The organism is Pseudonocardia kunmingensis, assembly GCF_006716445.1.
Taxonomy (GTDB): Bacteria; Actinomycetota; Actinomycetes; order Mycobacteriales; family Pseudonocardiaceae; genus Pseudonocardia; species Pseudonocardia kunmingensis.
Window position 1 is genome coordinate 115,157 of the sequence record NZ_VFPA01000008.1, and the last position, 20,729, is coordinate 135,885.

At 72.7% G+C, this 20,729-nt stretch carries 17 protein-coding genes; 8 read left to right on the forward strand and 9 right to left on the reverse strand.

The features are described 5' to 3' along the window. Positions 1-16: 16 nt before the first annotated feature. The 4 genes from gcl to FB558_RS41170 all read right to left on the reverse strand — a co-directional run bounded on the left by gcl (position 17) and on the right by FB558_RS41170 (position 4,962). Positions 17-1,792 carry a glyoxylate carboligase gene (gcl, locus tag FB558_RS41155; RefSeq protein ID WP_142064720.1) on the reverse strand — a complete coding sequence of 592 codons (1,776 nt, stop codon included), beginning with the start codon at positions 1,790-1,792 and terminating at the stop codon, positions 17-19. A 34-nt stretch (positions 1,793-1,826) separates the two neighbouring features. Then, positions 1,827-2,705 (reverse strand): 2-hydroxy-3-oxopropionate reductase, encoded by an 879-nt coding sequence (locus FB558_RS41160; RefSeq protein WP_142064723.1) that lies wholly within the window; start codon positions 2,703-2,705, stop codon positions 1,827-1,829. Further along, complete coding sequence (locus FB558_RS41165) at positions 2,702-3,559, reverse strand: hydroxypyruvate isomerase family protein (RefSeq protein ID WP_142065104.1); 858 nt, start codon at positions 3,557-3,559, stop codon at positions 2,702-2,704. Before FB558_RS41165 ends, FB558_RS41160 begins: the two co-directional genes overlap by 4 nt. 137 nt (positions 3,560-3,696) lie before the next feature. After that, positions 3,697-4,962: a DUF6986 family protein gene (locus FB558_RS41170; protein WP_142064726.1), complete on the reverse strand. Its 1,266-nt coding sequence runs from the start codon at positions 4,960-4,962 to the stop codon at positions 3,697-3,699. A 147-nt stretch (positions 4,963-5,109) separates the two neighbouring features. On the opposite strand from FB558_RS41170, the gene FB558_RS41175 reads away from it, so the two are divergent. The 7 genes from FB558_RS41175 (at position 5,110) to FB558_RS41205 (ending at position 11,809) form a co-directional block, all read left to right on the forward strand. Next, positions 5,110-5,898, forward strand: a complete 789-nt coding sequence (locus FB558_RS41175; RefSeq protein ID WP_142064729.1) for an IclR family transcriptional regulator — start codon at positions 5,110-5,112, stop codon at positions 5,896-5,898. 7 nt (positions 5,899-5,905) lie between these two features. Beyond that, positions 5,906-6,622 carry a GntR family transcriptional regulator gene (locus tag FB558_RS41180; RefSeq protein WP_342787756.1) on the forward strand — a complete coding sequence of 239 codons (717 nt, stop codon included), beginning with the start codon at positions 5,906-5,908 and terminating at the stop codon, positions 6,620-6,622. Positions 6,623-6,698: 76 nt separating this feature from the next. Continuing rightward, positions 6,699-7,355: a GntR family transcriptional regulator gene (locus FB558_RS41185; protein ID WP_211367215.1), complete on the forward strand. Its 657-nt coding sequence runs from the start codon at positions 6,699-6,701 to the stop codon at positions 7,353-7,355. Between the two features lie 203 nt (positions 7,356-7,558). Continuing rightward, positions 7,559-8,899, forward strand: a complete 1,341-nt coding sequence (locus FB558_RS41190; protein ID WP_142064732.1) for an MFS transporter — start codon at positions 7,559-7,561, stop codon at positions 8,897-8,899. Positions 8,900-8,907: 8 nt separating this feature from the next. Beyond that, on the forward strand, positions 8,908-9,666 hold the full coding sequence (locus tag FB558_RS41195; protein WP_142064735.1) for an aspartate/glutamate racemase family protein: 759 nt from the start codon (positions 8,908-8,910) through the stop codon (positions 9,664-9,666). 5 nt (positions 9,667-9,671) lie between these two features. After that, complete coding sequence (locus FB558_RS41200; RefSeq protein ID WP_142064738.1) at positions 9,672-11,084, forward strand: dihydroorotase; 1,413 nt, start codon at positions 9,672-9,674, stop codon at positions 11,082-11,084. Then, complete coding sequence (locus tag FB558_RS41205; protein WP_142064741.1) at positions 11,084-11,809, forward strand: maleate cis-trans isomerase family protein; 726 nt, start codon at positions 11,084-11,086, stop codon at positions 11,807-11,809. The genes FB558_RS41200 and FB558_RS41205 overlap by 1 nt, the downstream gene beginning before the upstream one ends. A gap of 69 nt (positions 11,810-11,878) precedes the next feature. On the opposite strand, the gene FB558_RS41210 is transcribed toward FB558_RS41205, so the two are convergent. The 4 genes from FB558_RS41210 to FB558_RS41225 are packed head-to-tail and all read right to left on the reverse strand — an operon-like array spanning position 11,879 to position 18,932. Then, entirely contained in the window at positions 11,879-15,151 is a 3,273-nt protein-coding gene (locus FB558_RS41210; RefSeq protein WP_246107138.1) for an acetyl-CoA carboxylase family protein, read from the reverse strand. Then, the gene (locus FB558_RS41215) at positions 15,138-16,841 is read right to left on the reverse strand and encodes an AMP-binding protein (protein ID WP_142064744.1); all 1,704 of its coding nucleotides are present in this window, start codon (positions 16,839-16,841) and stop codon (positions 15,138-15,140) included. The genes FB558_RS41210 and FB558_RS41215 overlap by 14 nt, the downstream gene beginning before the upstream one ends. Further along, the gene (locus tag FB558_RS41220; RefSeq protein ID WP_246107139.1) at positions 16,825-17,541 is read right to left on the reverse strand and encodes a TetR/AcrR family transcriptional regulator; all 717 of its coding nucleotides are present in this window, start codon (positions 17,539-17,541) and stop codon (positions 16,825-16,827) included. Before FB558_RS41220 ends, FB558_RS41215 begins: the two co-directional genes overlap by 17 nt. After that, positions 17,538-18,932 carry an MFS transporter gene (locus tag FB558_RS41225; protein WP_142064748.1) on the reverse strand — a complete coding sequence of 465 codons (1,395 nt, stop codon included), beginning with the start codon at positions 18,930-18,932 and terminating at the stop codon, positions 17,538-17,540. Before FB558_RS41225 ends, FB558_RS41220 begins: the two co-directional genes overlap by 4 nt. Positions 18,933-19,175: 243 nt before the next feature. Here FB558_RS41225 and FB558_RS41230 point away from each other — a divergent pair, with 243 nt between their 5' ends. Continuing rightward, positions 19,176-19,763 (forward strand): GNAT family N-acetyltransferase, encoded by a 588-nt coding sequence (locus FB558_RS41230; RefSeq protein ID WP_142064751.1) that lies wholly within the window; start codon positions 19,176-19,178, stop codon positions 19,761-19,763. 100 nt (positions 19,764-19,863) lie between these two features. On the opposite strand, the gene FB558_RS41235 is transcribed toward FB558_RS41230, so the two are convergent. Continuing rightward, the gene (locus tag FB558_RS41235; protein WP_142064755.1) at positions 19,864-20,616 is read right to left on the reverse strand and encodes a hypothetical protein; all 753 of its coding nucleotides are present in this window, start codon (positions 20,614-20,616) and stop codon (positions 19,864-19,866) included. Positions 20,617-20,729 lie beyond the last annotated feature (113 nt).

Sequence of the window (20,729 nt, forward strand, 5' to 3'; positions counted from 1 at the left end):
GACATGGCAGGCACCCCTAGTCCAGGAGGGCGATCGCGGTGGGGGCGTGCTCGCCGCGGACGGCCAGCTCCTCGAACTCGACGACGTTGTCCAGCTCGGTGCCCATCGAGATGTTCGTGACGCGCTCCAGGATCACCTCGACGACCACCGGCACCCGGAACTCGGCCATGAGGGTGCGGGCCTTCTCGAACGCGGGGGCCAGGTCGTCGGGCTGGTGCACCCGGATCGCCTTGCAGCCGAGGCCCTCGGCGACCTTGACGTGGTCGACCCCGTAGCCCCCGAGCTCCGGCGCGTTGATGTTGTCGAACGACAGCTGCACGCAGTAGTCCATGTCGAAGCCGCGCTGGGCCTGGCGGATCAGGCCGAGGTAGGCGTTGTTCACCACGATGTGGATGTAGGGGAGGTTGAACTGCGCGCCGACCGCGAGCTCCTCGATCATGAACTGGAAGTCGTAGTCGCCCGAGAGCGCGACCACGGGGGCGTCGGGCTCCGCGGCGCACACGCCCAGCGCGGCCGGCAGGGTCCAGCCCAGCGCCCCGGCCTGCCCGGCGTTGATCCAGTGCCTCGGCCGGTAGACGTGCAGGAACTGGGCCGCGGCGATCTGGGACAACCCGATGGTCGTGACGTAGCGGGTGTCCGGCCCGAACGCGCGGTTGATCTCCTCGTACACGCGGTGCGGCTTGATCGGCACGTCGTCGAAGTGGGTGCGGCGCTGCAACGTCCGCTTGCGTTCGACGCAGCCGGCCACCCAGGCCCCGCGGTCGGGCAGCGTTCCCGCGGTCCGCTGCTCGCGGGCGACGAGCACGAACAGCTCCAGCGCGGCGCGGGCGTCGGAGACGATGCCGAAGTCCGGGGCGAAGACGCGTCCGATCTGCGTGGGCTCGATGTCGACGTGCACGAAGGTGCGGCCGCGGGTGTAGGTGTCCAGGCCGCCGGTGTGCCGGTTGGCCCAGCGGTTGCCGATGCCGAGCACGAAGTCGGCCTCGAGCAGGGTGGCGTTGCCGTAGCGGTGGGCGGTCTGCAGCCCGGCCATGCCCGCCATCAGCCGGTGGTCGTCCGGGATCGCACCCCATCCCATCAGCGTGGGGATCACGGGCACGTCGAGCAGTTCGGCGAGCTCGACGAGCAGGTCGGAGGCGTCCGCGTTGATCACACCGCCGCCCGCGACGATCAACGGGCGCTCGGCGCGGGCGAGCATGGCCAGCGCCTTCTCGATCTGCGCCCGGCTGGCGGCGGGCTTGTAGACCGGCAACGGGGTGTAGGTCTCGGGGTCGAACTCGATCTCGGCGAGCTGCACGTCGATGGGTAGGTCGATCAGCACCGGGCCGGGCCGCCCCGAGCGCATCAGGTGGAAGGCCTGCTGGAACACGCCCGGGACCTGGGCGGGCTCCAGCACGGTGGTGGCCATCTTCGTCAGGGGACCGGCGATGGCGGCGATGTCGACGGCCTGGAAGTCCTCCTTGTGCAGCCGGGCGACCGGAGCCTGCCCGGTGATGGCGAGGATCGGGATCGAGTCGGCCGCGGCCGAGTACAGCCCGGTGACCATGTCGGTTCCGGCCGGGCCGGACGTGCCGACGCAGACGCCGATGTTGCCTGCGCGGGCCCGGGTGTAGCCCTCGGCCATGTGCGAGGCGCCCTCGACGTGGCGGGCGAGCACGTGCTCGACGCCGCCGCTCGCCCGCATCGCGGCGTAGAAGGGGTTGATCGCGGCACCCGGGAGCCCGAAGGTGTGCGTGGCGCCTTCGAGCTTCAGGATCTCCACGGCGGCGCGTGCTGCGGTCATTCTGGGCATGGCGGAATCGCCTCTCGAGAGTGGGAGGGAGGGGTCAGGCCCGGCCGGAGAGCTGTTCGACGAGCGCGAGCAGGCCGGAGTGGTCCAGGCCGCCGTCGCCCCGGGCGACCATGGCGGCGACGAGCTGGGACACCGCGGCGCCCAGCGGGATCACGACCCCGGCCTCGCGGGCGGCTGCCGTCGCGATGCCGAGGTCCTTGTGGTGCAGTGCGAGGCGGAAGCCGGGGGTGAAGTCCCTGGCGAGCATGCCGGCGGCCTTGCGTTCCAGGATCGCGTTGCCTGCCAGTCCGCCGGCCAGCACCCGGACGGCGGCGTCGGTGTCCACGCCGTGCGCCTCGAGGAACACGATCGCCTCGGCGACCAGCTCGATGGTGCCGGCGACGATGAGCTGGTTGGCCGCCTTCACGGTCTGGCCCGAGCCTGCCGGGCCGACGTGCACCACCGTCTTGCCGACCGCGTCGAGCACCGGACGGGCCGCCTCGACGTCCTCCGGCGAACCACCCACCATGATCGACAAGGTGCCGTCGACGGCTCCCTTCTCGCCGCCGCTCACCGGGGCGTCGAGAACCCGGAGACCGCGCTCGGCGCCCGCGGCGGCCAGCTCGCGGCTGACGTCCGGCCGGATGGTGCTGGCGTCGATCACGAGGGTGCCGGCCCCGGCGTGCGCGAACACCCCGTCCGTGCCGGCGAGGACCTGCTCGACGTCGGGGGAGTCCGGCAGCATCGTGACGACGACGTCGGCGTCGCGCACCGCCTCCGCGACGCTGCCCGCGGCGCGCCCACCGCGCTCGGCGAGCGCGTCGGCCTTGCCCTTGCTGCGGTTGTGGCCGACGACGTCGAAGCCGGCCGAGACCAGGTTGGTGGCCATGGGCAGGCCCATGATGCCGAGGCCGAGAAACGCGACGGTGGTCATGCGGTCCTCCTCGTGCGTCGGGCGCGGGGTAGCCAGTCGAAGCTCTCCGCCGAGGTGGCGGTGGGCTTGTACTCGCAGGCGACCCAGCCGTCGTACCCGGCGTCCTGCAGTGCGGCGAGGTGGCGGTCCAGGTCGATCCCGCCGGTGCCCGGCTCGCCCCGGCCCGGGTGGTCGGCGATCTGGACGTGGCCGATCCGGTCGGCGTGGCGCGCGATGACGGCGTCCACGTCGTCGCCGTTGACGGTCAGGTGGTAGAGGTCGGCGAGCAGCGCGACGTTGCCCGCGCCGGTCGCCTCGTGGACCCGGTCGGCGACGGCGATCGCGTCGGCGGCCCGCAGCAGCGGGTAGCGGGGCGCGCCGCTCACCGGCTCGAGCAGGACGACGGCATCGATCTCCGCGGCCGCCGCGGCCGCTGCGGCGAGGTTGTGCACGGCCAGCTCGTCCTGCTCGGCGGGGTCGGCGCCGTCGACCCGGTTGCCGTAGAGCGCGTTGAACGCCCGGGTCCCCAGCTGCGCGCCGATCCCGACCGTCACGGCGACGTTGTCCCGGAACTCCGTGGACCGGGCGGGCCAGGAGACCAGCCCGCGGTCCCCACTCGGCATGTCCCCGGCGGCGAAGTTGAGGCCCACCAGCGCGACCCCGGCGTCGCGGACGGCGGTGACGAACCCGTCGACGTCGCGGTCGCCGGGTACCGCGTCGGCGAACGGCCACCAGAACTCGACGGCGTCGAAGCCGGCGGCCCGGGCCGCGGAGGGCCGTTCGAGCAGTGGCAGCTCGGTGAACAGGATCGAGCAGTTCACGGCGTAGGACAGGGTGTGCGTGAGCGTCTGCTCGGGTGGGGCCTGCTGGTCGATCCGAGCCACGGAGCGTCTCCTGATTCCGTATGGCGAAAGTATACTTTCGCAGCGGTAGGGAGAGTGTGCGGGCTCACTTTCGTGCGGTCAAGGGGCCCGGCACTTTCCGCCGTCGCGCGTACCCGCGACGGACCGACCTACCGGCGGGTCAACGCCTTCAGCGCGGGCTGGTCGGCTCCGGACGCGGCGACGACCTCCGCCGCCTCCAACGCGCCGCAGTCCAGGCCGCGCAGCAGCAGGCCGGCCAGGGCGGCGGCGGTGGCCGGCTCGTCCAGGAACGCCGAGGCGGTGCGCTCGCGATAGGCCCGCAACCTCGCCGCGGCCTGCGGGAAGGACCGGCGGAAGAAGCCGTAGGTGGCGGCGTAGCGGGTCGGCAGCTGGCCCGGGTGCATGTCCCAGCCCTGGTAGAAGCCGCGCTCCAGCGACCGGCGCACCAGGTGCAGGTGCAGTCGCCATGCCGCTTCGACGGCGTCGCGGTCGCCGATCGGCAGGACGTTGCTGGAACCGTCGGACAGCCGCACGCCGGTCCCGGCGGCAGCCACCTGCATCACGGCCTTCGCGTGGTCGGCCGCCGGGTGGGCCATACTCTGGTGCTCCGCGGCGATGCCGAGCGACGCGGAGTAGTCGTAGGTGCCGTAGTGCAGGCCGGTGCACCGCGTCCCGGCCGCGTGGATCATCCGGGCGACGAGTGCCGTGCCGTCACTGCCGAGCACGGCCTGCGGGGTCTCGATCTGGATCTCGAACCGCAGGCGCCCCGGCTCGAGCCCGTGTGCGCGCTCGAGCGTCTCGGCGACCCGCACCATGGCCTCGACCTGCTCGACGGCGCTGACCTTCGGCAGCGTCACGACGAAGCCCGGCGGCAGCCCGCCCGTCTCGACCAGCGTCCCGAGCACCGTGTCCAGCGTGCGCAGGCCGCGGCGCCGGGTCGCCGCCTCCAGGCTCTTGAACCGGATCCCGCTGAACGGCGGTGCCGTGCCTGCCGCCGTGGACGCGGCGAGCGCGCGTGCGGCGGCGACCGCGGCCGCGTCCTCCTCGCGGTCGGGGCGGGTGCCGTAGCCGTCCTCGAAGTCGATGCGCAGGTCCTCGACGGGCTCGCGGTGGAGCTTGGCCAGGACGCGGTCGAGCAGGAGGGGTGGATGCGGATCGAGCTCGAGCTCCTCGGCCGCCGTCCGCAGGACCGGGCGGTGCGCATCGAGCGCGGCCCGGGCCTCGGCGCCCCATTCGGCCGTGGTGTGCTCGGTGTACCGGTCGGCCGGCACGTAGACCGTGTGCACCGGCTGGCGGGTGCCCGCGTCGCCCGGGTAGCGCTGCGCCGACGCGGCGTCGAGCGGCGCGAGGGTGCGGTCGAGCTCATCGGCGAGCGCGGCGAGCGCGGGGTGCTGGTCGGTGGTGCTCGCGGGCATGGGTGTGCTCCTGAAGGTCGCGGCGGTTTTTGCATCGCAGAAGTTACGCTCCACCATGCGGAAGTCAAGGCCGCCGGCCCCAGAGACGGCGCGGTCGTATACTTTCGCCATGTGGAAGTTGCGGTACGCGTGCAGCCGGGTCGCGGAATGACGGGTCGCCCGCCGGTCGCGCAGGGAGCCGGCGGCGTGCAGTCGGTCGAGCGGGCGTTCGACCTGCTGGAGGCGATGGCCGACGCCGGTGGCGTCGCGGGCCTGTCCGAGCTGGCGGCCTCGTCGGGCCTGCCGCTGCCGACGATCCACCGGCTCCTGCGCACCCTGGCCGACCGTGGCTACGTGCGACAGCAGCCCTCGCGCCGGTACGCGCTCGGCCCGCGGCTGGTCCGGCTCGGTGACAGGTCCGGCCGCCTCGTCGGGGCGTCGGCCGAGCCGCACCTCGCGCACCTCGTGGACGTCCTGGGGGAGACCGCCAACCTGGCGATGTTCGACGGCGGGCAGGTCATCTACGTGGTCCAGGCGCCGGGACGGCACGCGATGCGGATGTTCACCGAGGTGGGCAGGAGGGTGTCGCCGCACTGCACGGCCGTCGGCAAGGCGATCCTCGCCCAGCTGCCTCCGGCGACGGTGCACGCCGTGCTGCGGCGCACCGAGTTCGTGGCGCACACCGACAACACGATCACCGATGTGGCGGCCTACCTCCGCGAGCTCGAGCAGGTCCGCGAGCGCGGCTACGCCCTCGACGAGGGCGAACAGGAGGTCGGCGTGCGCTGCGTCGCCGTCGCCCTCGCGGGCGGCCCGGCGCCCGCGGGTATCTCGATCTCCGGGCCGACCACGCGGATGACCGACGAGCTGGTCCGGCGGGCCGTGCCGCACCTGCGGTCGACCACCGAGACCCTGAGCGCCGAGCTCACCGTGCAGCTCGCCGCGGTGGGGGCATGATCCACCGGTGACCGAGCAGCACCAGGTGGCCCGGGAGCCATCCATCGGAGATGGCGGGATGCGGGCCCGGCGCGGCGCGCCACCGCTGCGCGACCAGGTCCGCGACGAGCTTCGCGCGCGCATCGGCGACGGCAGGGTGGCGCCGGGGGACCGGCTGTACGAGTCTGCCATCGCGGAGGAGCTCGGGGTGTCTCGCATCCCCGTCCGCGAGGCCATCCGGATGCTGGAGAGCGAGGGGATGGTGTCGGTCCTGCCCCGCCGGGGCGGTGTGCTGGTCCGCAGGCTCGACCGCCAGGACGTCGAGGATCTGTTCGACGTCCGCGAGGCGCTCGAGGTGGTGGCCGCCCGGCGGGCGGCCGAACGCGCCGATCAGCCAGGGCTGGACACGCTGGCACGGCTGCTCGACACGGGCCGGCAGGCACTGGCCGCTGGAGCGTCGGACACCGTGGACGAGGCCAACACGGCCTTCCACGAGGAGATCCACCGCCTCGCCGGGAACCAGCTGATCCCCGAGATGCTGGCCCCGCTCACCGGCCGGCTGCACTGGTTGTTCCGCCAGAACGTCGAGCACGAGCGGGTGCTCCGCGACCACGACGACCTCTACCGGGCGATCGCGGACCACGACCCGGACCGGGCTGCTGCTGCCGCGCTCGACCACATCGGCGCCTCGCGGCGGATGGTCCTGCAGATGATGGCCGATTCGGACCGGGAGCCCGTAGGCTGATCGAAGGCGACACCCATCGCGGCTGGGCCACGAGCTCGCTTGCGAGTGCAGTGACAACCGAGGAAGTGTGAGGCCGGTGGCCACGCCGTCGAGCAAGTTGTATCGGAACCAGAAACCGCTGCGCGACATCGTTGGTGACCAGATACGATCGCACATCTTCTCCGGCGCCTTCCCCCCGGGCTCACGGCTGGTCGAGCGCGAGCTCGCCGAGCGGTTCGACGTCTCCCGGCTGCCGGTGCGCGAGGCCTTGCGAGTGCTGCAGAACGAAGGTCTGGTCGAGAACCTCTCCTCCCGCGGCATCGTGGTGAAGACCCTCACCGAGCGCGACGTCATCGAGCTTTTCGACATCCGGGAGGCGCTCGAGGTGCTGGCGGTCCGGCTGGCCGCTGCACGGGTTGCCGACAATGCTCCCCACAAGCTGCGCCACTACGTCAACGAAGCGCAGCAAGCAATTGCTCGCGGCGCGCCCGATGCCGCCCATGCGGCCAACTCGCAGTTCCACGACGAGATCATTGCGCTTTCCGGAAATGAGTTGCTCCAAAGCATGCTGGAGCCGCTGCTGGGTCGCCTGCACTGGCTGTTCCGGCAGATCCCCGACTTCGAGCGCCTCAGCGCCGAGCACGACGAGCTCTGCTCCGCCATCGAGGCGGCGGAGCCGGAGCGGGCGGCCGAGGTCGCCCGCGCGCACGTGCTGTCCTACCGCCGGCTGACCCTCGCCCACCTCTTCGGCTGACGCCGGGACGAGGTGCCGGTCCGGCACCGGACGAAGATCGGTGCTCGACCTCCTCGCGTCTCCCGCCTCCGCGCGCCCATTGACACTCCGGCCGAACCGTCCCTACGGTCCTGCTTGGGATCCCAAATGTTGGCGCCGACACCGGTCGAGGCACCCGTAGGCCGCGCCGACGCGTCCTCCCAGCCTGCGCGAAGGAGCCAGACATGGCCGTCGACCATCCCGTCGTTCCCACCGACTCGAGTCCGGGCGGCGGGCCGCTCACCGAGGACGCCAGGCCCACCCGCGTGCGCTGGACGCTGTTCGTCCTGCTGCTCGGCCTCGTCACCCTGAACTACGTCGACCGCGGCTCGATCTCGGTCGCGATGCCGCTGATCAAGGAGGAGTTCGGCCTCTCGTCCGAGGCGACCGGCCTGCTCCTGTCCGCCTTCTTCTTCGCCTACGCGTCCATGCAGATCCCCGGCGGCTGGCTCGTGGACAAGCTCGGTCCCCGCAAGATGGCGACGGCCTCCACCGTGGGCTGGGGCGTGGCCACCGCCGCCTCCGGACTGGCGTGGAACTTCGCCAGCCTCTTCACCGCCCGCGCCGCGATCGGCGTCACCGAGGCGGCGATCATGCCGGCCGGCGGCAAGCTCAACGCCACCTGGATGGCCTCCCACGAGCGGGGACGCGGCGCGACGATCCTCGACGCCGGCGCCCCGCTGGGAGCGGGCATCGGCGGCATCGTGATCACCGCCCTGATCGCCTGGACCGGGAGCTGGCGGGGCGCCTTCGTCGCCGCAGGCATCGCCACCGCCCTGTTCGGCATCCTGGCCTGGCGCTACATCCGGGACACCCCGCGCGAGCACAAGGCGGTGAACGAGGCCGAGGCCGCGTTCATCGAGGCCTCCCACGCGGAGGAGGACCGCGTCGCGGCCGAGGTGGTCTCCCCCGGTCGGACCGGGCTGCTCCCGTACCTGCGGTTCCGCTCGTTCTGGGCGATGTGCCTGGGCTGGCTCGGGTTCAACGGCGTGTTCTACGGCCTGCTCACCTGGGGCCCGCTCTACCTGTCCGAGGCCAAGGGCTTCGACCTCGCCGAGGTCGGCTGGGGCACGTTCGTCATCTTCGGGTCCGGGTTCGTCGGTGAGCTGCTGGGCGGCTACGTCGCGGACGCCTGGCGCGCCCGTGGCGGCTCGGCCAACCTCGTGATGCGCACCCTGCTGGGCACGTCGAGCGCCATCGTCGTCGCCGGCCTGATCGGCGTGATCTTCGTGGACAACTCCGTGGCCGCCGTCGCGCTCCTGTCCGTGGTGCTGTTCTTCCTGCGCTGGGTCGGGCTGTTCTGGAGCATCCCGGCGACACTCGGCGGCCGGAAGAACGCCGGCATCCTCGGCGGGGCGATGAACCTCAGCGGCAACGTCAACGGGTTCGTCACCCCGATCGTCATCGGCCTGATCGTCGGCGCCACCGGCGGCTACGCCTGGGCGCTGGCCTACTTCGTCGGCGCGGGCGTCGTCATGGCCGTCTCCGTGGTCGTGCTCGACTACAGCCGCCGGCTGCCGGTCTGAGGAGCGAGATGAAGCTGCTCGTGATCAACCCCAACATCAGCGACGACGTCTCGGCGCTGATCCGCACCGAGGCACTCCGGGCCGCCGCCCCGGGCACCGAGATCACGGTCCGGACCGCGCGTTCCGGCGTCGAGTACATCGAGACCCGCCTCGAGTCGCTCCTCGCGGCGCCGGCGGTCTCCCAGATCATCGCGGAGGACGCGGGCGACGCGGACGCCGTCATGGTCGCTGCCTTCGGCGATCCCGGGATGCCGGCCCTCAAGGAGCTCGTCGACGTGCCGGTCGTCGGGATCACCGAGGCGGCGCTGGCGACGGCCTCCCTGCTCGGGGCGCGGTTCTCGATCGTCGCGATCTCCGGGCGGATCACCGCCTGGTACCGCGAGTGCGTCGGGCGCAACGGGCTGGAGTCCCGGCTCGCCTCGATCCGCTCGCTGCGCACCCCGCTGCGCGGGATCGGGTCGGTGCAGCAGGACTTCCGCGCCGATCTCGTCCGGCTCGCGAACGAGGTGGTGGACTCCGACGGCGCCGACGTCGTCATCCTCGCCGGGGCGCCGCTCGCCGGGCTGGCGCGGGAGGTGGCGGCGGAGATCCCGGTGCCGGTCGTGGACGGCATCTCCGCCGGTGTCGCGCAGGCGGAGGTCCTCGTCCGCCTGGCTCCCGGCACGCACCGCGGGGGCAGCTTCGCCGCGCCTCCGGCCAAGGCCAACGCCGGGCTCTCCCCCGAGCTGGCCGGCCTGCTCGCCCGGCAGCTCCCGATCAGGAAGTGATCCCCATGCCACTGGACCTGCTCCTCACGAACGCCACGGTCGTCAACGCCGACGGGAGGCTGCACTGCCACGTCGGCGTCGCCGGCGGCGTGATCGCCGGGCTGTACCGGACCGGCACTCCCGACCTGCCCGCCGCCCGCCGGACGATCGACGCCACCGGGAAGCTGCTCATCCCCGGCGGGGTCGACGCGCACTGCCACGTCGAGCAGGTCACCGGCGCCTACAAGTCGCTCGACACCTTCCAGGTGGCCACCACCGCGGCCCTGCACGGCGGCACGACGACGATCATCGACTTCGGCATCCCGGCCGGTCCGCAGGAGTCCCCGCGGGCCGCGGCCGAGAACAAGCTGGCCCTGATGGCGGGCGCCCGGTGCGACGTCGCGCTGCACGGCGCGGTCGTGGCGTGGGACGAGACCGTGCCGGCGCAGCTGGAATGGATGGCGGAACGCGGCATCCGGTCGGTGAAGCTCTACACGACCAACCGCGGCACGACGATGGCCGACGACGACACGATCGTCCACGTCATGAAGGAGATGGTCCGCCTCGACGGGCTGACCTACATCCACTCCGAGCACGACGCGATCATCGAGGACCGGGTCGCGACCTGCGCCCACGACCACCAGCTCGCCGTCTCGCACCTGCACGAGACGCGGCCGGCGATCTCCGAGGACGCCTCGGTGCGCGAGGTGCTGGCGATGGCGCAGTACACCGGAGCGCCCGTGTACTTCGTGCACCAGACCACCCCGGAGGCGGTGGACGCGGTCCGGCAGGCCCGTGCCGAGGGCCGCGCCGCGTTCTCCGAGACGTGCCCGCACTACCTCGCGTTCGACGAGGGCGTCTACGCCTCGTCCGATCCGGAGAAGTTCGCCTGCTGCCCGCCGATGCGCCCCCGCGCGGCGGTGGACGGCCTGCTCGACCGGGTGGCCTGGGGCCACGTCGACACCATCGCCTCGGACCACTCGTGCTACGACCTCGCGCAGAAGCGGCGGCGCAGCGACGATGTCCGGGAGATGCCGCACGGGCTCCCGGGCGTGGAGACCCGGATGCCGGCGGCGTTCACCAGCCTGGTGCGCGGGCGCGGACTCGGCGTCGAGCGGTTCGTCGAGCTGTTCGCCACCGCCCCGGCCCGCATCAACGGGCTCGACGCGAAGGGAGTGATCGCGGTGGGCTACGACGCCGACCTCGTGCTGTTCGACCCCGACGAGGCGCGCCCCGTCGAGAGCGCCCACCTGCACATGGGCACGGACTTCTCCCCCTTCGACGGCGTGGAGCTCGCCGGCTGGCCCGCCACCGTCGTCTCGGGAGGCCGCGTCGTCCTGGACGACGGGGTGTTCGTCGACCCCGGCGCGGTGGGCCGGTTCGTGCCGCGGCGCGGCGTGCGCGAGCAGGGCCTCGCGCGGGCGGAGGTGCGGGTCTGATGGGGCGCCCCGCACGGGTGGGGATGATCGTCCCCTCCTCGAACACCTGCCTGGAGCCGCAGACCTACCGGATCCTGGGCGACCGGGAGGACGTCACCGTCCACTTCACCCGGGTCGAGGTCACGCGCATCGCGCTGGACGGCGAGGCCGGCCGGCAGTTCGACCACTCGGCGATGGTGGCGGCCGCCAGGTTGCTGCGCACCGCGGACGTCGACGTCATCGCGTGGAACGGCACCGCCGGATCGTGGCTCGGACCGGAGCACGACCGCGAGCTGGTGGAGCGCATCACGCAGGCCACCGGGGTGCCCGCGACGACTTCCACCCTGGCCTACCTGGACGCGTTCGCCCGGTTCGGCCTCACCCGGCTCGGCCTGGTCACCCCGTACACCGGCGACGTCAACACCGCCATCATCGAGCGGTACGCGGCGGAGGGCGTCCGGGTGGTGGCCGAGCACCACCTCGGGCTCGACGTCAACGAGTCGTTCGCCCGCGTGCGTCCGGAGGAACTCCTGGTCCCGTCGCTCGAGCTGGCGGGGGACCGGCGCGGTACCCCGGAGGCCCTGATCTACCTGTGCACCAACCTCTACGGGGCACCGATCGCCGAGCGGGTCGAGGCCGAGACCGGACTCGCAGCGTTGGACTCGGTTGCCGTCACGTTGTGGCGGTGCCTGACGATGGCCGGGCTCCCCGGACTCGCGAGCCGGTGGGGCCGGCTGCTGACCTGACCCGTCCCCGAGGCTGATCTCCGAAGAACCTGCCGGGGTGCGTCATTCCCGGCCGGAGCCCCGGGCAGCTCACTCCTGCGCTCGTGCGGCCGGCGGGGAGCGGAGCGTGCTGATCCAGCGGCGGGTGTCAGCGGGATCGATGACGTCGTCGAGCTCGAAGGTCGTGGCCGCGCGCAGGGCGCGCCCGCGGGCATAGGCCTGGGCGACGAGCTGGTCGTAGAGCTCCCGGCGCGCGACCTCGTCGGGGGCCGCCGCGAGCTCCTTGCGGTAGCCCAGCCGGACCGAGCCCTCGAGCCCCATGCCGCCGATCTCGCCGGTCGGCCACGCCACGGTGAACTGCGGTGCCCGGAACGAGCCGCCGGTCATCGCCATGGCGCCCAGGCCGTAGCCCTTACGGAGCACGACGGCGCCGAACGGCACCGTCAGGCGGGCACCGAGCACGAAGAGCCTGCCGAAGCGCTTGACCGTGGCCTCCTTCTCCGCCTCCGGGCCGACCATGAACCCGGGGGTGTCGCAGAGGGAGACGATCGGCAGCCGGTGCGACTCGCAGAGCGTCAGGAACTCCGCCAGCTTGTCGGCCGCCTCGGCGTCGATGGCTCCGCCCAGGTGGTGGCTGCTGTTGGCGATCAGGCCGTACGCGACGCCCTCCACACGGACGAGCGCCGTGACGATGCCGGCGCCGTGGTCCGGGCGCAGTTCCAGGACCGAGCCCACGTCGACGACGGCGTCGATCGCGGCGCGGATGTCGTAGGCGCGCAGCCGGTTCTCGGGCACCGCGTGCCGGGCGAGGCGCGGATCCGGCGCCTCCCACTCCACCCCCTCGCCCGGGGACAGCGGGCTCCGGAAGTACGCGAGGTAGCGGCGTGCCAGGTCGACGGCGTGCGCCTCGTCGCGGGCGACGAGGTCGACGACGCCGTTGCGGCATTGCACGTCGATCGGGCCGATCTCCTCGGGGCGGTACTCGCCCAGCCCGCCACCGGAGATCATCGCCGGCCCGCCCATGCCGATGTTCGCCTCGGGGGTCGCGATGATCACGTCGCAGGCGCCGGCCAGTGCGGCGTTGCCGGCGAAGCAGCGCCCGGAGACGATCGCGACGGTCGGTGCGGCGCCGGACAGCGCGCCCATCAGCCGGAAGGTCGGGACGTCCAGCCCGGCGACGATGTCCAGGTCGGTGTCACCGGGCCGGCCACCGCCGCCCTCCGCGAACAGCACGACGGGCAGCCGGCGCTGTCGTGCCACCCCGAGGATCCGGTCGGTCTTGGCGTGGTTGCGCATCCCCTGGGTACCGGCGAGCACGGTGTAGTCGTAGGACAGCACCACGGCCTCGGCCGCCGGCCGGCCGAAGCGCTCCGCGCCGATGGTGGCGACGCCGGTGACGAGGCCGTCGCCCGGCGTGTGGGCGATCAGGTCCTCCTCCGAGCGCCGGCTGCGCTGGGCCGCGAGCACCAGCGACCCGTACTCGACGAAGCTGTCCGGATCGACCAGGTCGAGGATGTTCTCCCGTGCGGTACGACGGCCGAGCCGGTGCCGCGTGGCCACCGCGTCCGGGCGGCGCGCGTCCCGGGTGACGGCCTGCCGCTCGCGGACCTCCTGGAGGTCGGGGCGGATGGCATCCAGGTCGAGCTCGGAACCGGCCCCGGGCCCGGCCGCGCCGGCCGGTTCGTACACGACGAGCGGGTCGCCCGGCGACACCGTGGTGCCGGGCCGGACGAGCACGCGTACCACCCGCACCACCTGCTCGGCGGCCAGGACGTGCTCCATCTTCATGGCCTCCAGCACCGCCAGCGGACCGCCCGCGGGCACCTCGTCGCCCTCCGCGGCCGTGGTGACCACGGTGCCCGCCATCCCGGCGCGCACGACCTCCTCGTGGGCGCGCAGCTCCACGGCGGCGGCCCGCGACGCGGCGACCCGAGGGTGTGCATCGGCCGCCGCGACCAGCCGCTCCATGCGTCCGGCGAGGAACGTGGTGTCGACCGGGCCGGCCCGGAGATCGGCGTCCGCGAGGAGCGCGCGGAGGAAACCGATGTTGGTCGGGGCGCCGTCGACGGTGAACTCGCCCAGCGCCGCGTCCACCTTGGACAGGGCGGCGGCGCGGGTGCGCGCCCGCGCGACGACCTTCGCCAGCAGGGAGTCGTAGCGCGGGCTGACCACCAGGCCCGGAACTCCGAAGGTGTCCACGCGGATGCCCGGGCCGGTGGGCGGGGTGAAGGCCGTGAGCGTGCCCGCGCCCGGTACCGCACCACCGTCGGCCGTCATCGTCTCGATGTTGACCCGGGCCTGGACCGCGACGCCCGCGGCGGCCGCCGGCCGGCCCCGCACACCGTGGCCGTCGGCCAGCACGCCGTCCGGGAGGTCGAGGTCGCCCAGGCCGGCACCGCCGGCGACGGCGAGCTGCGCGGCCACCAGATCCACCCCGGTGACCTCCTCGGTGATGGTGTGCTCGACCTGGATGCGAGGGTTGACCTCCAGGAACACGAAGGTCTCGCCGCGCACCATGAACTCGACCGTGGCGAGGCCGCGGTAGCGCAGACCCGCGCAGAGCCGGGCCGCGGACTCGTGCAGGCGGCGGCGCACCTCCGGCGGCAGCTCCGTGGCAGGCGCGATCTCGAGCAGCTTCTGGTGCCGCCGCTGCACGCTGCAGTCGCGGTCGCCGAGCGCGAGCGCGGCCGATCCGTCCGCCACCACCTGGACCTCGATGTGGCGGGCCGCGTCGAGGAGCTCCTCGGCGAACACCTCCCGACTCCCGAAACCGAGCTCGGCCTCGGCGACGCAGGCCCGGTACGCCTCGTCCACGGCGGTTGTCGCACGCACGACGCGCATCCCGCGCCCGCCGCCGCCCGCAAGCGCTTTGATCATGATCCCTCGCGGGTGCTCGGCGAGGAACGCCCGCACCTCGTCGAGGTCGGCGGCGCCGGAGGTGGCGGCCGACACCGGGACGCCCGAGGCCACCGCCGCGGCGCGGGCGGCCGCCTTGTCGCCCAAGGTGTCGAGGACCGCGGGCGCCGGGCCCACGAAGCCGACGCCCGCTGCCGAGCAGGCGCGGGCGAACTCCCCGTTCTCCGCGAGGAAGCCGTAGCCGGGATGCACGGCGTCGGCTCGGGAGTGCGCGGCGGCGGCCAGCACCGCCGCGTGATCGAGGTAGGCGGCCGGACCTGACCCGGTCAGCGGCAGCGCCTCGTCGGCGGCGTGCACGTGCGGGGTGTCCGCGTCGTCCTCGGCGTAGAGGGCGACGGTGTGCACATCCATCTCGCGTGCGGTGCGCACGATGCGCAGCGCGATCTCGCCGCGGTTGGCGATCAGGAGCTTCTTCAACGGCACGAGCGCTTCCCTACGCCCGGTCACGGGCGGCAGCCAGCTCCGCGGCCCGGTCGAACAGATCACCCTTGCGGATCTTGCCGGTGGCCGTCATGGGCAACTGCGCGACGATCTCGAACTCGGGCACCTTGTACGCGGCCATGTTGTCGCGGGCCCAGCTGTGCAGCTCGTCGCCGGTGGTGGCGTCGTCGGCGACCTCCACGAAGGCGACCGCCACCTGGCCCTTCGCGCGATCCGGGCGGGGGACCACCGACACCGTTCGGATGGCGGGATGCAGGCGCAGCAGGGACTCGATCTCCGACGGGAAGACGCTCATCCCGTTCGTCTTGATCATTTCCTTCGTGCGCGCCAGGTAGTGCAGCGCTCCCCACTCGTCGAGCCGGCCGACGTCGCCGGTGTGCAGCCAGCCGTCGCGGATGGTCTCCGCGGTGGCGTCGGGCCTGCCGTGGTAGCCGGTGAGGATCGACGGGCTGCGCACGATGATCTCCCCGGGCACACCGACCGGCACGGGTTCGCCCGCCTCGTCGACGATCAGGATGTCGGTGCCCGGAACCGGCAGTCCGCAGAACACCGGATCGGTGTGCAGGTCCCGGTCGTCGTCCTGGAACCCGAGTGTGAAGGTGTCAGCCGTGTGGGTCTCGGTCATGCCGTACGAGGCCTCGCGCAGCACGGTGCCGGTGGCCGCGCGCCACCGGGCGCGGATCTCCGGGGTGAGCGTGAGGACGAAGGACACCGCGAGCGCGTTGCGCAGCGACGACAGCCGCGTGCCGTCGAAGCCCGGCAGCTCCAGCAGCTCGACGTAGTTGTCGACGGTGGCGACCATGTCGGTCACGCCGTGCCGCCCGACGAGGTCGGCCGCCACGGCGGGGTCCCAGCGGGTCATCAGCACGACCTGCTGGCCGTTGACCAGTGGATTGAGGATCCCGAAATCCTCGCCGGCGATCCAGAACACGGGCAGGAAGTTCAGCGACACGACGTCGGGGGCACCGACCTCGGTTCCGCCGCCCAGGGTGGCGGTCGCCGCCGTGTACACCATGTGCCGCTGGGTGTGCTCACAACCCTTCGGCATGCCGGTGGTGCCACCGGTGTAGTTGAGCGCCGCCGGCGCGTCGGGATCGCAGGGCCGCGGCTGCGCGCGTGCGGAGCTGCTGATCTCGGCCCAGTCCGACCGTTCCGCGGTCCGGGCGAAGGGCACCGGCAGGTCGGGCTCGTCGGTGAGCAGGTCGGCGAGGCCGGTGTAGGCCACGTGCCGCACCGGGGACCCGTCGCGCACCGCCTCGACGACGTCGGCGAGCGCGTCCTGCGCGAGCAGCACCGTGACGCCCGCGTCATCGAGCTCGTAGCGGAGCTCGTGGCCGCGGAACATCGGGTTGATCGGCACGTGCACCGCGCCCGCCTTGAGGATCCCGGCCATGGCGATCAGGAACTGCGGGCAGTTGCCCAGGAAGACACCCACCCGGTGGCCGGGCGCCACGCCCCGGCCGGCGAGCCAGCCGGCGAAGCGGTCGCTGAGCTCGTCGTACTCGGCGTAGGTGATGTCCCGTCCGTAGAAGGAGATCGCGATGGTGTCCGGCCGGGTCGTCGCCCAGTGCCGGAGGTAGTCGGGCAGTGCGGGTACCTCGACGGGATACGCGACGTCCCGCGGCACCTGCTCGGGCCAGTTGGCCGCCTGCAGGGCGCGGATCTCGGCCAGGGCGGCGTCACGTGCCTTGGGCATCGGGGTCTGCTCCGTGACGTCGGGGACGCGCGTCGGCGGCGACGCCGAGGCAGCGTTCGGTCATGCGGATCTGGTCATCGACGAACTGCTCCCGGACCTCCTCGGGCGCGCGACCGAGGCGGGCCGCGCCGCGGATGATGGCGTCGCCCAGCATCACCACGAGCCGTTCCGGCGGCGCGCAGGGATCGATCGACCCCGCGGCCGGACCGGACAGGTAATGGGCGTAGCGCCGGTTCATCCGGTGCCGCAGCGCGCTCCACACCTCGCCGACGGCAGGGTCGATCCCCGCCCGGCTGTCGATCAGCGCCACCAACGAGCCCGTCGCGAAGACGGCCTCGGCGAAGGCCCGCGTGGTGGCCCGCAGGACCGTCGGCGGGGGAAGGGATTCGATCCGGTCCAGCTGTTGCGTGGCCTCCAGCCGGTCGCAGACCTGTTCGGTGACCGCGAGGAACGCCTCGTCCTTCGACCGCAGGTAGGCGTAGAAGGTGGGCCGCGACGTCTGCGCCCGGGCCGCGATCAGCTCGACGGTGGTCGCGGCGTATCCCAGCTCCTCGAAGCACGCGGCCGCGGCCGTCAGCAGGTCGGCGCGCCGGGGGCCGGCCGTCTCCCGGCGGCCGGCCCGGGCCCGCTCCTGCGCCGCACTCGTCACCGCGCCCGTGGAGACGAACGCGGAGCGCCGCTGCGTCTGCGGGGCCGTCACGGCACCGTCGTGGCGCGGCCGGGTACGGCAGCCGGATCGTTGCGCACCGCTGCCGGGTTCGTCTCCTCGAGGAAGAACGCACTCGCCAGCGTGATCGCAGCCATGGCGATCAGGAACAGCGCGACCCCGACGGTCGACCGCGTCTGCGCGATGATGGCCGTCATGATCAGCGGGGTGAAGCCGCTGACCCCCACCGCCGCGAGCTGGTACGCCAGCGATGCCCCCGAGTACCGGACCCGGGCCTCGAACAGTTCGCCCATGAACGCGGCCAGCGGACCGTAGGTGAGCGCCTGGCCGGTGCTGCTGATCAGCATCGCCACGAACAACAGCGGACCGCTCGTCGTCTCGGCCAACCAGAAGAACGGGAACGCCCACGCCATCAGCAGACCCGCCCCGACGAGGATCAACGGCCGCCTGCCCAGCCGGTCGGACATCCGCCCCGCCCACAGGATGACCAGCGGCATGAGGACCGAGGTCGCCATGATGCTGGCGAGGATCACGTCCTGGCTCATCCCCAGCCCGCCGGCCGTCCGATCCAGGGTGCCGTAGCTGACGAAGCCGGCGATCCCGACGTAGAACGCGGAGTTCGTGGCCGCCAGCAGGCCTGCGCCCAACAGGATCCGGCCCCAGTGCTTGCGAACGGCCTCGCTCAGCGGGGCCTGCGCGACCGTCGCCGCGCCGGCGCGCTTCTCCTTCACCTCGGTCTGCAGGTTCCTGAACTCGGGCGAGTCCTCGACCTTGTTGTGGATGTAGACGACGAGCGGGAACAGGACGATCGAGAACCAGAACGGCACGCGCCAGCCCCAGCTCTCGAACGCCTGGTCGGACAGCGTCAGGCTCGCGGCGATCATCATCAGGTTGCCCAGCAACAGGCCGAGGGGCACCCCCATCTGCCCGAACGTGCCGGCGAACCCACGTCGCTTCGGGCCCGCCGACTCGGTGAGCAGCAGGACGATGCCGCCCCACTGGCCACCGCACGCGAGACCCTGCAGGAAACGCAGCGACACCAGCAGGATCGGCGCGGCGACGCCGATGGTCCCGGCCGAGGGCAGGCAGCCGATCGCGAAGGTGGCGACGCCCATCAGGAGCAGGCAGAGGACGACCATCGGCTTGCGCCCGATCTTGTCGCCGTAATGACCGGCGAGGATGCCGCCCAAGGGGCGGGCGATGAAGCCGACGGCGAAGGTGCTGAACGCGAGCAGGGTCGCCGTGAACGGCGTCGCCTCCGGGAAGAACACGACGGGGAACACGAGCGCCGCCGCAGTGCCGTAGACGAAGAAGTCGTACCACTCGATCGAACTGCCGAACAGTCCCGCTGCCAGCAGTTTCCGGTGGGCCCGGCGTCGTTCGGGAGTGTCGACGGCGACCGGTCCGGAGGCGGAAGCGTGCATGCGACGTCCTTCCGGTGACATTGGCGTCGTTGCCGGAGGCGATGGTTGTTGACGGGAACGTCAATGTCAATCGACGTCGGGGCCGGCCCTCACCTCGGCGCCGTCCTGGGGGTGGCGCCACGCCGATGATCGCCAACCGGATCGTCGCCACCGCCGCCAGCTGCCCCGGTCGCGCCATGAGGCGGATCGGGCGGGAGCTGGCGACATGAGCGCCGAGCCGTCTGCATACAGTATGCTGTGCGGATGACCGACGCCTGGAAGCATCGTCCGACGTTGTCCGGTGACCGGGTCCGGCTCGAACCACTGGCCGCGGAGCACGCCGCAGGGCTCTTCGAGGCGGGCTCCGACCCGGAGATCTGGACGTGGCTCGCCGTGCGCCCACCGATCGACGTCGAGGGTATGCGCGCGATCATCGACAAGTCCCTCGCCGAGGAATCCCGGCTCGCGTGGGCGCAGGTGGACGCGAAGACGGGGGAAGTGGCGGGGACGACGTCCTTCTACCAGATCGATCCGGCCCATCGGGTTCTGTCGATCGGTCACACCTGGATCGGTAAGCGCTGGCAGCGCACACCGCTCAACAGCGAGGCGAAGCTGCTGATGCTGCGCCACGCCTTCGAGGAGCTCGGAGCCAACCGGGTGTCGCTCGAGACCGACATCCGCAACGAGGCGTCGCAGCGCGCGAACGAACGGCTCGGCGCTCGGCGAGAGGGTGTGCTGCGGGCCCACCGGGTCCGCCCCGACGGCACGCTGCGCGACACGGTGGTCTACTCCGTGATCACGCAGGAGTGGCCTGCCGTCGAGGAGAAGCTGGTGGAGCGCCTCTCCTCCTGACCCCGATGTGATCGTTCCGAGTCGCATCTCAGGGTCCTCGCGACCGCTGTCCTGTGCTTCTCGCACACCGACCCGGCCGGGTGCGAGCCCCGGACTCGCATCACCGCCCCTCACGAGTCGTCCGGTCCTCATCGGGGTCCACCGGACGCGCCGATCGCCGGACGTAGCGGGACGGGTCACCCGCGGCCCGGGCGCCGTCCTCGAGCCAGCGGCGGAACCCCGCCGGATGGCGCCGGGCCATCTCGTCGAGGTAGCGGCGCCGGAGTTCGGCGGCGTCGGCGAGCGCTTCCGGGGCGCGTGCCTTCTGCAGCAGGAGGTAGCTCAGCCGCCAGGCGCGGCACAGCTCGGTGGTGGACAGGGCGGCCGGGTCGGCCGGCAGCAACCGGCCGGCGCCGGCCTCGGTCCCGGCGGCGTCCGCGGGCGAGCGGCCGAGGCCGTCCCCGGACGGGCCGCAGGTCATCGGGTCGCCGGTTTCCGCTGCGTCCGCACCCGGGTGGGGGTCGTGCCCGGTGTCCCGGGCTGTTCCCCTGCGGACGCGGCGGTAGCCGAGGGCGGCCAGCGCCGTGGCCACGGCCAGCATCGTGACCGCGCCCCCCAGCAGCGTGGTCATCCCGACCACGACGTAGACGGCGACCACGGCCCCGCCTGCGGCCGCTGCCGCCTGCCGGAGCGGGCGGCCTCCGAACCGGGAGGTGGCCGACCGCGGATCCTCCTCCCGGAGGCACAGCGCGGCCAGGCCGACCAGTACGGCGAGTCCGATGAGCAGCGGGAGGATCGCTGAGGCGACGGCGAGGCCCGCGGCGGCGAAGACCGCGACGACGACCAGGCCCAGGATGCGCAGGGTCAGGAACATCCGGAACACTCCGTGTCGAGGACGGGGCCGCCGGAGGGGTCTGCCGGCGGCGGCACCTGGTGTGTGAGTCCCCGGTGCACCCGGCATTCCCACATCCGGACCCGCTGCCCGGG